This is a genomic window from Pseudomonas sp. Ag1 (genome assembly GCF_000278565.1).
Taxonomy (GTDB): Bacteria; Pseudomonadota; Gammaproteobacteria; order Pseudomonadales; family Pseudomonadaceae; genus Aquipseudomonas.
On sequence record NZ_AKVH01000084.1, the window covers coordinates 19,768 to 32,903 of the forward strand.

At 51.6% G+C, this 13,136-nt stretch carries 9 protein-coding genes; 2 read left to right on the forward strand and 7 right to left on the reverse strand.

Translation table 11 applies throughout. The annotated features are described in order from the left end of the window. Window positions 1-165 precede the first annotated feature (165 nt). Window positions 166-1,836, forward strand: coding sequence for a DNA cytosine methyltransferase (locus A462_RS23815; protein WP_238544219.1), 1,671 nt, complete (start codon window positions 166-168; stop codon window positions 1,834-1,836). 259 nt (window positions 1,837-2,095) lie between these two features. On the opposite strand, the gene A462_RS23810 is transcribed toward A462_RS23815, so the two are convergent. After that, complete coding sequence (locus A462_RS23810; RefSeq protein WP_008432899.1) at window positions 2,096-2,896, reverse strand: HAD-IIB family hydrolase; 801 nt, start codon at window positions 2,894-2,896, stop codon at window positions 2,096-2,098. 181 nt (window positions 2,897-3,077) lie between these two features. Here A462_RS23810 and A462_RS33160 point away from each other — a divergent pair, with 181 nt between their 5' ends. Then, complete coding sequence (locus A462_RS33160; protein WP_083853187.1) at window positions 3,078-3,443, forward strand: hypothetical protein; 366 nt, start codon at window positions 3,078-3,080, stop codon at window positions 3,441-3,443. Window positions 3,444-3,460: 17 nt separating this feature from the next. On the opposite strand, the gene tnpC is transcribed toward A462_RS33160, so the two are convergent. The 6 genes from tnpC to A462_RS0132350 form a co-directional block, all read right to left on the reverse strand. After that, on the reverse strand, window positions 3,461-4,987 hold the full coding sequence (gene tnpC, locus A462_RS23805; protein ID WP_008432901.1) for an IS66 family transposase: 1,527 nt from the start codon (window positions 4,985-4,987) through the stop codon (window positions 3,461-3,463). A gap of 61 nt (window positions 4,988-5,048) precedes the next feature. Continuing rightward, window positions 5,049-5,384, reverse strand: coding sequence for an IS66 family insertion sequence element accessory protein TnpB (gene tnpB / locus A462_RS34825; protein WP_008432904.1), 336 nt, complete (start codon window positions 5,382-5,384; stop codon window positions 5,049-5,051). Further along, window positions 5,381-5,713 (reverse strand): IS66-like element accessory protein TnpA, encoded by a 333-nt coding sequence (gene tnpA, locus A462_RS33165; RefSeq protein ID WP_008432906.1) that lies wholly within the window; start codon window positions 5,711-5,713, stop codon window positions 5,381-5,383. The genes tnpB and tnpA overlap by 4 nt, the downstream gene beginning before the upstream one ends. Window positions 5,714-6,218: 505 nt before the next feature. Next, the gene (locus tag A462_RS23795; protein WP_032899063.1) at window positions 6,219-7,949 is read right to left on the reverse strand and encodes a nuclease-related domain-containing DEAD/DEAH box helicase; all 1,731 of its coding nucleotides are present in this window, start codon (window positions 7,947-7,949) and stop codon (window positions 6,219-6,221) included. A gap of 3 nt (window positions 7,950-7,952) precedes the next feature. Further along, entirely contained in the window at window positions 7,953-9,899 is a 1,947-nt protein-coding gene (gene drmB / locus A462_RS33175) for a DUF1998 domain-containing protein (RefSeq protein WP_202948675.1), read from the reverse strand. Next, entirely contained in the window at window positions 9,851-13,135 is a 3,285-nt protein-coding gene (locus A462_RS0132350) for a helicase-related protein (RefSeq protein ID WP_032899065.1), read from the reverse strand. The genes drmB and A462_RS0132350 overlap by 49 nt, the downstream gene beginning before the upstream one ends. Window position 13,136: the final 1 nt, after the last annotated feature.

Consider the following 13,136-nt stretch of genomic DNA (forward strand, 5'->3'; position numbering starts at 1 on the left):
CGCTAGATTGGTAATCGCCAGGTTTCAGTCATTTATTGGTCGCTTGGATAATGAGGCGAAATTCACGCCCCACCGTGCATCTGTATACGGTGAAACTCAGTTCCTCTTTCCGAGGTTCATTTCTTGCCGAGTACCTGGTGAACCGTTACCATTTATCGCATATAAATGCGTGCCTCTCCGGTGCCGCAATTCTCCCGAGCGCTGCAATGCGCTTTTTTTATTTTTGTCTCAGGCGCATCGACTAAATCAATGAAATATAAGGAATCTATCCCGGTCATCGACCTCTTTGCGGGCCCGGGCGGACTAGGGGAGGGATTCTCTTCAATTGGCGGCCATGAGAAGGGAGTGCGTAAGTTCCAGCTTCGCGTCTCGATCGAGAAAGATCCTATCGCTCACGCCACACTATCCCTCCGCGCATTGTTTCGCGCGTTCCCAAAAGGCGAAGCGCCAGAAGCTTATTACCAATACATCCGGGGAGAGATTACGCGTGAAGATCTTTTCAATCACCCAGACGTCCCGGCAGAAGCCGTAGAGGCCGCGCAAGAAGCTAAGCTCGCAGAGCTTGGTAAAATTTCGCCGGACGAAGTCGACAATTGGATCAAGGAAGCCTTGGCTGGCGCTGAAGATTGGGTTCTCATTGGCGGACCGCCTTGCCAAGCATACTCTGTCGCGGGACGGGCCCGTCGTACACGCGAGAGCCAAGAGGAGTTTGAGAGCGACGAGAAGCACTTCCTCTATAAAGAGTATTTGCGGATTATTCGCGAGTTCAAACCAACGATCTTCGTAATGGAGAATGTTAAAGGCATATTGTCCTCAAAACACAGTGGCTCGCACATATTCCAGCAAATTTTAGAAGACCTCTCAGCTCCTGCCAGAGATCTCTCGTACAACATTCGCTCTTTAGTCGTCCCTAAAGACGTGGAAAAACCAGATCCACACGACTTTATCATTCAAGCAGAACGTCACGGCCTTCCGCAAGCTAGACATCGCGTTATCCTGCTTGGGATTCGCTCTGACGTCGCCTCAAACTGTCCCGCCTTATTGGAAAGTCCTCACAAGCTAGTAATGGAGCGCAGCAAAACTGTGTTTACAGTTGGGCAGGCTTTATCAGGGCTCCCTCCAATCAGGAGCAAGATCTCAAGAGGTGGAGACTCGCTCGAAGCCTGGTTATCAGCGCTGGATGAAGCCAGTTCCTTGCTTTTACGGCCCTATGTAGCCGGCCGCAGTGAGTTAATCGATGCCATGAAAGATGCGGCGGTTAAAGCACAGAGGCTTAACTCGAACGGCGGAGCTTTCATACCTTGGACGGTAGTTCCAGAAATGAACGCCAAGCAGCGTGACTGGTTCCTCGATTCCAAACTGAAAGGGGTGCTACAGCATGAGGCAAGAAGTCATATGCGATCTGATCTGCATAGATACATCTTTGCGGCTAGCTACGCGAAGTTGAACGACGTCTCTCCAAAAATACACCAATTCCCAGTACAGCTCCTGCCAGCTCATGAGAACGTTTCCTCTGAATCGGTCCCCTTTAGTGACCGTTTTAGAGTTCAAATGGAAAATGGCCCATCTACAACGGTTGTCGCCCACATAGCTAAAGATGGCCACTACTATATACACCCTGATCCAAGTCAGTGCCGCAGCTTGACTGTCCGCGAAGCGGCCCGCTTGCAAACTTTCCCTGACAATTACTTTTTCGAGGGAAATAGAACGCAACAGTACACACAGATAGGGAACGCGGTACCGCCACTTCTTGCTAGGAAAATCGCAGCCGTAGTTGCAGCAGTCATTGATTCGTACAGATCAGAAAAGAATCGCCAAGCGTTAACGGATATTTGATCGAGTGAAACAGCCAAAATGAATCGCATCTTGAAAGGCGACTACTCTACGGCCAAGTCTCATTTTCACAACAACTATTGTCTTTAGGCATCCACGCCTCTCAAGATATCGGTAAGCGGATGGCGAACACGCCTTCCGCTTACAGTTAATGTAAGCGTCAAGCCGAGATACCTTCCCAACTGCAAAGCTGTAGGGCTATAGTCTCGTCATATTTTAGACTGCTGTGCAAGCTCCTACCGGCTAAGGCAGGACTTCGAATTTATATGCTTTTCCTTGATGAGATCCGCCCCTTCAGGATCGCATCTGCGGCTTCGACAAATCCGCTCCCACCAGCCCCGGCGCTAACCCAGGCCGGCTTGAAAGGCAGCTCGTCCAGGCAGTCATGGATAGTGCTGACACCTAAGGTGTGTTTGAAGTGCCCAAACATGGGGGCATCATTAAGTGAATCACCACTGTAAAAAACTTGGCTTTGTTCCTGGTCAGCTACCAAACCATAAACCTGCCGCAAGATTCGCTGAGCCATAGTTAGCTTGTCGTAGCTTCCAAACCAGGCAAGAGCCCACAGGTTATTGAAGGTGTGCTCGGCTCCAGCTTCGATGATCACCTGACTCAGTTGTTGCCGTTTTTCACTTTCGTGCGGAATATCGAAGGCAATGCTTGTCTGCCTGAAACTTTGATCTGCGGCCAGCCGAGCCCATGGGAGTTGTTCGCGGATGGTTGATATGAGTAATTCCCTCTGCTGCCGTGCCAGCTCAGCTGCTTGCCCCTGATGCCAGTAGTCACGCTCCAGGTGGTGAGGATCCTCGCTTCGGCGAAAAAACAAGCCTCCATTTTCTCCAATCACACCATCCACGGGCCACATTCGTGCCATCTGGTCACACCACCCAGCGGGCGCTGCGGTAACCGGTATCACGCGAATGTCGGCGCGTTGCAGGCGCTCCAGCGCGCTATACGTTTCAGCAGCAAGTCGACCTTTAAAGGTCAGGGTTTCGTCCATGTCAGTAAGCACGAAACGAATATCTTTGAAATTTTCGAGGGTACATTCGGCCAAAGGGCGCATCTATAAAACTCCAATTAGTACGGATTTCCAAATTAAGCGGACAGTGAACCCATCTTGCGTTTTATCTAGTCGTTTGCAGCTCCAGAGCTAGCCGAAGCAGCACCTTCATCAGTCGCAACAAAATAGCTTAAGATCAGGCGAAAGCTGGAATGGAATATCTCGACTAAAGGACACGACATTCATGGAAATCCTCTGTTCTCAAATCAGCGAGCGTTTGAACAATCGCCGATTCACGGTGGCGGGCAACACCAATGGGCTATCCGGTGCAGGCACCGTATTTCATTACCATGTCGAGGATGATGCCATTTGGGGCACTTACCAAGGCGGCCGAATCCGCATGGGTAATCAAGTAGGACGTGTGACAGGCACTGATACCATTGAGCTTCTTTATCATTGCTTGACTACGGACGGTGAGATTCTTGCCGGTTGGTCTCGTGGCACGGTAGGTGTTGATCACGCAGGACGTACTACTTTGAGCTTCGTATGGGGCTGGTTGTCGGGGGCAACTGGAGGTGGGGAGTCGAGCTACATCGAGCTTGCCGCGTAGCGGGTTGGATTTGTTGATTAATCTCGCGTCCATCTATGCGGTAGCAACTCTGAAATCTCACTCGCCCGCTGAGTCGGCAGGCGCGTTAGAACATCCTTTAGATACACATACGGATCATGGCCGTTGAGACGCGCAGATTGGATCAAGCTCATGATCGCCGCCGCCCGTTTTCCACTTCGTAGCGACCCTGCAAAGAGCCAGTTCTTGCGTCCAAGAGCCCATGGACGGATTTGGTTCTCGGCCCAGTTGTTGTCAATGGGTATGGCCTCGTCATCGAGGTAGCGCGACAGCGCTGCCCAGCGTTTCAGGCTGTAATCCAAAGCTCTGCTGATAGCCGAACCTTCGGGCACGAGATCGCGCTGGGCGATCATCCAGGCATGCAGCAAATCCATCACCGGTACGGCTTTTTCTTGCCGTATTCGGTGCCGTAAATCCGGCTCCAAGTCGCGGGCTTCGCCCTCGATTTCGTAAAGCAACTGGATGTAGCGCAGAGCCTGCGCGGCGAGCGTGCTCTTGTTGGTGGCATGCAGTTCGAAGAACTTGCGTCGTGCATGGGCCATGCAGCCGATCTCGGTTACGCCCAGTTCAAAGCTGGCCTTGTAGCCGCCGAAGTCATCACAAACCAGCTTGCCCTTCCAGTCTTGCAAGAAGTTGCGAGCATGCTCACCGGCACGGCTAGGACTGAAATCGTAAACCACAGCCGCTGTTTCGCAGAACTGGCTGGTGGCGTAGACCCAAACATAGGAACGGTGGGTTTTCTTCGAGCCTGGCGCGAGCATCTGCACCGGTGTTTCATCGGCATGGATGACCTGCTGTCCGAGCACCACATCACGCAACGCATCGACCAGAGGCTGCAACTGCACGCCCGTCATGCCAACCCATTGAGCCAACGTTGAACGTGGAATCGCCAAGCCAGCTCGACCGAAGATCGATTCCTGACGGTAAAGCGGCAGATGGTCGGCAAACTTGGCGATCATGACGTGGGCAAGTAGCCCAGCGGTCGGGATGCCCTTATCAATGACCTGCGCCGGAACCGGCGCTTGGATCAGTGTTTCGCAGTCATCACAGACCCACTTACCACGGACATGGCGTTCGACGGTAAATACTCCGGGCGTATAGTCCAGCTTCTCGCTGACATCCTCGCCGATGCGCTTGAGGGCGCAGCCGCATTGGCAGTGAGTGTTGTCCGGTTCGTGATGGATCAACGTGCGCGGAAAATCTGCCGGCAATGCAGTGCGCTTGGGCTTTTGCTTTTTCTCAGTAGTCGTTGGCACTGTTTGCAACGCCTGAAGCTCTGCTTCAACCGCCGCGATATCGGTATCAATCAGGTCATCTAGCAGGCTGGCCTGCTCAGGATTCATCTGCTCGCTACGCTTGGCAAACTTCAATCGCTTGAGTTGGGCGATCTCGTGAGTCAGTTTCTCCATGACCGTTTTATCGCGGTTGATCTTCTTGCTCATGGTCTCGACTTGCGAGAGCAACTGCGCCGCCAAGGCACGCAGTTGATCGGGGGACATTTGGTCGAGATTGGGCGAAGAAGTCATGCTGCGGATTTTGCCAGAGGGGGCAATTCGCGGCGATAGACCGATAGGCTAATGGCTGCCGTTAGAGCAGTGTGATCGCGCCGCCAGAACTCACGCGTTGCCAGGGCAGGCCCAGTACCAAGGCTTGAAGTTGCTCGGCATCCAACTGTATTTCAGAGCCATGGCGAATGCTTGGCCAGTGAAACTTACCCTGGTTCAATCGGCGAGCAGCCAGCCAGATACCGAAGCCGTCATGCACCAGGACTTTCATGCGAGTGGCGCGGCGGTTGGCGAACAGATAAGCGCAGTGCGGCTTCGCCGCACCGAACACCGCGATCACCCTAGCTAATGCAGTCTCGGTGCCTGCGCGCATGTCCATCGGCTCGGTGGCGAGCCAGATGGAATCGATGCGAATCATCGCAGCAGATCTCGAAGAAAGGTCGCGCAGGCAGCAGCGTTTTCAGTTGGCCAGTTAACTTTTACGGTGCCGCGCGGGTGCTGAATTTCAACACAGATATTCGACGATGTAGCTTGAGAGCTTGCTCCTGCCAGCGGAATGGGTAACGGAATAAATGCAGGTTGCAGCGCCGTGCTTTTCTGCGCGAGCACCCGAATCCATTTGTGGATGAGGTTTGCGTTGAGGCTATGGCCGAGTGCGATACTGGCAATCGAAGCGCCGGGCTGGGCACACTCTTGAATGACTTGGGCTTTGAAGGATTTGGAATAGGAACGGCGTGTTGGCTGCATGAAATACCCGCTTAAAAGGCTAGAACTGGTGCCCACTTAAATTTAAGTGCACACCATGTCTTGGCTTTGCGGTGCTGGGTAGGTGACTTGGCCGGACGGATACAGATATCGAGTCAACTTACCCAGAATTTTGGAATGTATGCCAAAGCTATTCTCATTACTGCCCACTCAGGCAAAAAGCTAACTCCGGGTGATAATTAGCTCTTCAGCGTTATCATCTTAAGGTCGATTGCTCTAGTCATCGAACCTATATTTTATAGAGTATTCCCCAGCGCGCCCGATTTTTCACTAGACATCTGAGCGCCCCAACCCTACTCGACGTGACCGATGCACCAGTATCGGCCAGTTCCGTGTGACACAGAGATGAATTTTATCAAACGTGCGCTCAATAAATCACCGATATCGGCGCCACAAGACTGATCGCGCGGCAGCCCGCCTAGTTTACGGGAGGAGTCTTCATGGAAGAATTTAGCAATTTTGGCCCACCAAAACTCCTGAGACATCCCTAATACCGCTCAATCAACCGGCGCGCATAGTTAGTTGCCTGTGCTGAGTAAGTAGACTTTAAAGATCCAGGCAAAAACACATAGAGCAGAGTTTTCGCCCGAGAGAGCCCAGCATAATGCAGCATAGACCAAGCTAGCTGCCCGACTTCGCTCATATCAATAGCAATGACAACATTACGTTCAAGACCTTTGAACGAATGCATAGTTGAGAACACCATATCACCAAAACTAGACTCAGCCACATCGACTAGTATTTGCCCACCGATTTTAGCTAAGCCTGAAATAGAGGAATTCTCTCTTCGCCTAGTCGAAAGTATAGCGATATCTCCAGGCGATATGTCTTGAGTGAGCAAGTGAGTAACTAGTGTGTTCAAGAGCACAAGAAAGTCCCGCTGATCACTATAATAGATATTATCACTCGCGGGCCCTTCCGGCGCACCTACTATTGCCAGATCAATTCCCGAGATGATCGACCCTTGGACGGCCACCTGCTTGGTGTTTCTACAGTTTTCGAACAGATCGTCATAGGCGGGTTGTGCTTCAGATAGTCGACGCTCGACCATATCCTGAATATCAACTCCATAAATATTTTGCAATTGATCGAAAAAAATATGCCAATTACCACGATTCAGGCCAGCCCCGCCCAACATGTAGTCAAAGGCATCCAAGTTATCTAGAGTTAACAGGTCTTGAGCCTCATCAATCACCAGCGCGTCCCATGCAGGTAGCTCGCAGTCAATGGCCGCCTCAAGGAATACCGAGGGAAAAACTTCCGCAAAGAGATGTTGCTCATCCTTCGCTTGACCAAGCAACTTACCTAAGCCGGCGCGATCAATGACCTCTCTATACAGCGCATGTACGTGTCTAATTTCGATCAGGTCTCCGACCAATCCACTTTCGAGCGTAAGACGTAGATGCTTAGCCAATAACTGATTGAAGCAAAGAAACAAAACCCGTTTGCCTTGAGCCGCGAGCTGTCGTGCTCGCTCCATAGCGATGACAGTTTTGCCAGTACCTGCCTGACCTCGGACTATTGTTCTAGGATTTGCGGCCATTCGACGTGATACACGTATTTGATCATTTGTTAGTTCGACAAGCCTTGCATCGACACCTGTTAGGTAGCTCCCGAGACTGTAAGTAGACACGACGTCTGGACGTAAGATACGTCGGGCTGCATGAACGTCCTCCTTGCTAGGCAACCGCGCCTTCCTCCCATGCTTGGACTCATAGACATTAGCCCAGTGCCGCTCCAACTTCCCGATGTAGAAACCCAATTTGTTATTGAATTCGCGCTTATCAAGTAAAACTGCCGGCTCGATTTCTGCTCCTGTCGTAGTGAATCGTTCACCGGGCATTACCACGCCAAAGCCAATCAATAAATCTTTGAATCTAGCATCTGCTTCGCTTAGACGTTTTCGCACCGCGAACATAGTTCCTTTTGATTGCGTCCAAGGATCCTCTGTCTTGCTATAAGATTTACGGGAAGGATCACCAAACTGCCACACTCCATCCTTGCAAGCAACTCTCCCACCTTTGACTTCAAGCGCGAAAAATCCCCTTGTAGAAAGAACTACAACATCTGCTTCACCCCAGATCTTTGTTTCATGTCCATGTAGACCAAGTGAGTGCAAGACAATCCATTCATTGTCCAGCTCTCGCCCCATACGTTCGTATAAAACTCGCTCGCTGTAAGTGCAGTCTTTAGGTTGTTCGGGGATCAGAATAGCCATTACTTACTCCAAGTTGGCATCTGCAAAGAAGCCTAACCAGCCTCCATTTTTTTCCGTAGCCACAGAGCCGACTAACATAGTGCGATCAAGCTCGCGATTAAATTTTTCGCACGCGGTCTCAGGAATGAGGAGGCAGCAGTGGCAGGCAGCCCCACTCACTTTGTCACCTGACTGTTCCGGCTCTGTTTCCGAGCATACAGGGTCACTACCGCACCAGAGGGAAGAACGAATTGTCTTCATGATCACCCGAGTAAGTTGAACGGGATCCGCAAGTCGAACCAACCCCCCAAGACTGCCTTCAGAGTCTGGAGAACCTGTGTATATTAAAACACCATTCATGGGATTCAACGCGCCATCAGCCTCACTTACGTACAGACGCTCACGCAATGAAGACGATGAGTAACCGCAATCCACCGAAATTGTCCGGATTAGTGCGTGCGCGAACGAATGAACGAGAAGGAGTCTGGCTGATATTGTATAGTCCCGTTCATAGCTACGCTCTGATGCGATCATTACCGAGCGGTGCTCTAACGCTCTAATTCGATTTAAAACATTCGGATTGGCATTGATCCATGCATCAATTGCATCTGCTCGAAACCTGAGAAATATGCCCTCGCCTCGAATCTCTGTGGCCGGTAACCATTTCCGAGGACTCTTTGACAAAGGTGATATCACGCCCCTGTTAAGAGCATCCCGAATATTCTCCAAGCTAACAGGATAAGGTTCGATTCGTGTAAATCCAACTAACGCACGTACCTCGCGTAACCGAGATACCGCCCCGACGATATCGAACCATTTCGACAGAGGTTCTGGAGCGTCATTTATCCGATTGCAGAACTGCGGCATTATCCCTGCGAAAGCTTTATCGTTACAGTCGCGGGATAGCGCTTCATACTCCTCTCGCCGCGAGCTGATCTCCGTTCGCTCTACGGCGCCGTCGAGTAGCCTCTGTTTCTCTCTATATGCAATCAGTAACGTCGAAAAATCCACGTCTAGTGACTTGGCGATACCGGTCAAGGTCGGAATAACGGCCTCCTCCGGTAATCCGCCCAAAGAAAGCCACTGATCATCAATAATTTGAAAGGCAGCCTCTGACGCAGGCGGAATAGACAACGCTGATGCGACAACCGGAAAGTGTACATTGGACGCGCCGCGCTGGATGACCCTTGGCGAAGCGTCACACCCCTCTTCTCGATCGTGTAGCCACGGACGACTTCCTCGGCAGGTCTGCCCCTTCATGGCTTCAGGGCGGAAAGCGTCGCCGAGGGACTCTCTTACCCCACAATTTTTGCATTGGACATAAATATCAGCTAACGCGGCAGACTTACCATCCGACTTGAGCTCGAGGGTAGGGCGTTCACAGGCACTTTCGCGACGACGATGTGCCCACCACTCCCAAGGAAAGTCATCAATATGCCCCTTACTGCAGGCGACCACAAAACGAACAGGAGTAGTAAGTAATGGGGAGGGATGTCCGCGACACTCGAGCTCACAACCATTTGCCGCCAACTCAAACGGCGCGCCCTCTCTTCCAATTCGAAAGCATTTCGGACATTGATGCCACTTTGGAAAACGTATGACTGGTACAGCGTGCTTAGGGTCTACTTGACGTGACGGAACGAGGTCTTTTGTAATTGGAGCCAAACGAAAATGGTCAACCCCCAGTAAAACCTGCAACCGATCCTCGTTAATCGACAGCGCTGGCGACCTAGTGGATCTATCCCAATCTTCCAGCCCCATAGGCATATACGAGCCCTTTTCAAGATCGACAATTGCTCCAACTCCGTATGTCGAAATCAATTGGGAACGACGAACGCGACCTACAGGTTCTACTCCAAGACTGCCCGGAGCAGTTGGCGTCGCGCTGGCTGAGCGATTTTCTGTCCGTTTGAAAATGGCCATTACTGATCTCTGATTTTGGGAATAATGGACTTCAATACGAAGGCGCACGACGGTTCTACTTCTCGCATTGACCCCGGTGTTGGCCACGCCTGCCCCGCACCGCCGGTGCTTTCCTCAGCTGAACACATCAGGTGTGGCAAGGATCGACCAAACGGTGCTGGTCTTTTCCAGTACAACAATCTTCTATTGGCAGCCTTAGTGTTTGTAACCTGCAACTCCCACCGCTCAACAATAGCTTGCAGACCGGCCAAGGTTGCACTTTCCTCAACCCCATCTGTGGCTTCTGATGCCCTAGTAAGAATCCGGTCCAACAGTGCAAGCACTTCAGGAGCACCTGCATCGAACCGCAGGGCACCTTCATCTGTTGACATACCTGGTACGAGATGACGAATCACAGAAGCAACCACTGCGTGCAAGGCTTTATCCTGAGCCCTAGGCGCCCATGGCGTAACGCTTGTTGCTTCCACGCTTCGATACAAAGCGCTGTGGTAGGCCCGAAAGTGTTCGAAGTGAGAGAGATCTCTAGGCCGGCTGAAGTTGTATAGCGTGAAGACTAAGCCAGGCCCGCTTCGCCCCACACGACTGCTTGCTTGGATGTATTCTGCTGTGGACTTGGGTTGCCCATTGACGACCATTAGGCCAAGTCGAGGCACATCAACACCTACCGAGATCATGTTGGATGCAAGTACGGTATCTTCCGGCTGGTCCGTGACTTCACCTTTTACCAACGCATCATGAAAATCATGTAGCGTCGCAGATAGAGCCTGTAAAACACCGGGCAACTCACGGGATGATTTGCGACTGCTAAGCTCAACTGGCTGGCCTTCAAGTGGTCGAACAGAAACTCCCAGTCTTGTGGCAAGAAATGCCATTTGACGAGGTACGTCGTCCTGCATTAAGACATGCGCGCCACCCAGTTCTCGAAGGCTGTTGAAATAGGCTACACAAGACCAATAAGCATCGATTGCTTCAAAGTCAGCACTTCCCCTTTCCACCAAGGTATGCGCCGACTGTAGTAACGCGGCCATTAGAGCCTGTAAAGCAAACTTAGGGCTTCGGCCCGCTGTAGGTAGCCCGACGTATAGACGATCTGAACCGACGGTGTCCCGAACAGCGAAAAAAGAGTCATCCTCGTCAAAGCCTGGAGGAGGAAACTGCAGCACGTTGCGGTCGAATAGAGCGCGCACCTGAGCTGCCGCCTGACCAATAGTAGCCGTTGAACCGATCACTTTTGGTCTAACCGTACCGCGAGTGCAAAGCATGTCAATCGCTGTCTCGTACAACCCGGCCATTGATCCCAGTGGTCCTGATATTAGATGGAGTTCATCTTGAATGATCAAGCCTGGAGGTTCACCGCCATCCAAACCAAACAAAGGTCTCATTTTCGCTGAGCGAGGTATCTGCGCAAATTTGTCGATGGTACCGATCAGAAGTGATGGTGGTGACGCGAATATAGCTTCATCGACGGTAAGAACAGGGATCACGCGCCCTTGTGTTTCACACAACGTGTTTTCGCACGTAATATCAATCCGCGGCTCGGAAGGATGCGCTCTGAAAGCGCTTGCGTGTAGATCGTTGCCGCATGCTGGGCAGCGGAGCAATTGTCGAGGAGTTGATGTCGGCTTCTGACCGAGATACTCTTCTTCAAGCACCATGCGGGCCTTTTCCATATTATTTGGGGTACTACCGTCCCCTACGTACAAGCCAAGACTGATTCGCGCTATACCAAGGCGACTATCTAGACTACGCAGAGTTTCGCAAGCGAGTATCAACGCCGCGGCACGTTGAAACTGTTGTACCGTCAGAAGCCGCAAAGTGTAACGCATCAGAACGTCCACTCCTCCCTGGCTTCTAGCTACTTGGCTAATAAGGCGTCGATGAAATATCTGGAATGCGGTTAGCGCTAGATAGGCTTCGGTTTTACCACCACCGGTTGGAAACCACAAAAGATCCATGCAGGAGCGGTCTTCTAGATCCGGGTTCACTATGCCGGGCAAAACCAGCAGCATAAAAGCAAGCTGGAATGGCCGCCAGACCAGTGGCCGCGCTTGTTCATCTTTGGATGCATAACGCGACTGTTTGTCCATCGCTTGATTGGCTAAAGCAAAGGCGGTCCAAGCATCATCATCCTGTTGCAGCATCGTCAGACCGTGTTGCATACGTCTATGGACGGATTCACAACGCTCTAGGTTAAGTGCTGCAGCTTTGCCCAGCTTATCGTCAAACTCGGCGACGTTCGGAACAAGCACCGATTTGATCCATTGCTGGTAACAAAGAACAAAAGAGGCCAGAGAGTGTGTGACGGTACTACGCGCTCCCTCCTGCCCAAGAAAAGCAGCTTTCAAGCCATCTGGGTGATCCGCTACGAAATCCTTTAGAAGCGCATGTCCATCTGGGCTTGTCCCTCGGACACTGGTAATTGGCAGCCAAGCCGTGCGAACCTCTTTGACGAGCATATTGTTCGGTTCATCCCACACTGTGGCAATACCATGTCCAACTGCAAATTCGTGCACATTCCGATAAAGCAGAGCGTTGCAAAGTGCATCTTCATCCGCATCATCGATGATCTGGCCCTTACGCGGCTGAATCGCTCCCAACTCATCATTGACTGCGCGCACGACCAGTCCTGCCTGAAACAAACAACTGCTGTCGCGAAGGTTATCCGGACTGTCCTTTTCTTCATTGACTAAGGTAAAAGTGAAAACCGACTGACCACTTATGTGTCGAAGGCGCATACGCACAGAAAGACGGAGATCTCTGATCACATTCCCTGACGCGTCTCGGAAATCATTCAGAGTATGGTCTCCCGCCGCTTGGTCTGCTGGAATCACGAGGGAGTAGTTAAGAACTTTACGAGCCCAACGACGCGTTTTTCCCATATCAAAAATGGCTCCGACCGCAGCCTCTCCCGGATCAGATTCAACGTTTATTTCGACAGGCTCGTATCTAGCGGTCTGATCCAAAGAGATGGTCAAAGGGACTCTCTGACTTACTGAAAAGGTCATGCCGATTGAGCAAGGCCGAATAGCTCGATATCCCGGTATTCCTTGCTCCAAATCGGAGGAGTTCCCCGCCTCCCCTCCTTTGGCGTCACAATTAACATCATCGTCATCAGCCTCAGGCCCTACAAGCGTTCCCCTTGGCCAAAGTATGCCGGTGAGATAGGTGTCGACCGGGGCCGACTCCAATATTTCATCGAATTGAAACGGCCCGTGCAAGAGTGAAGATGTCATGTCTACCAGAGCTGCTCGTGCCGCTTGTTTCCGGCTTTTTCCCTGTTTCATA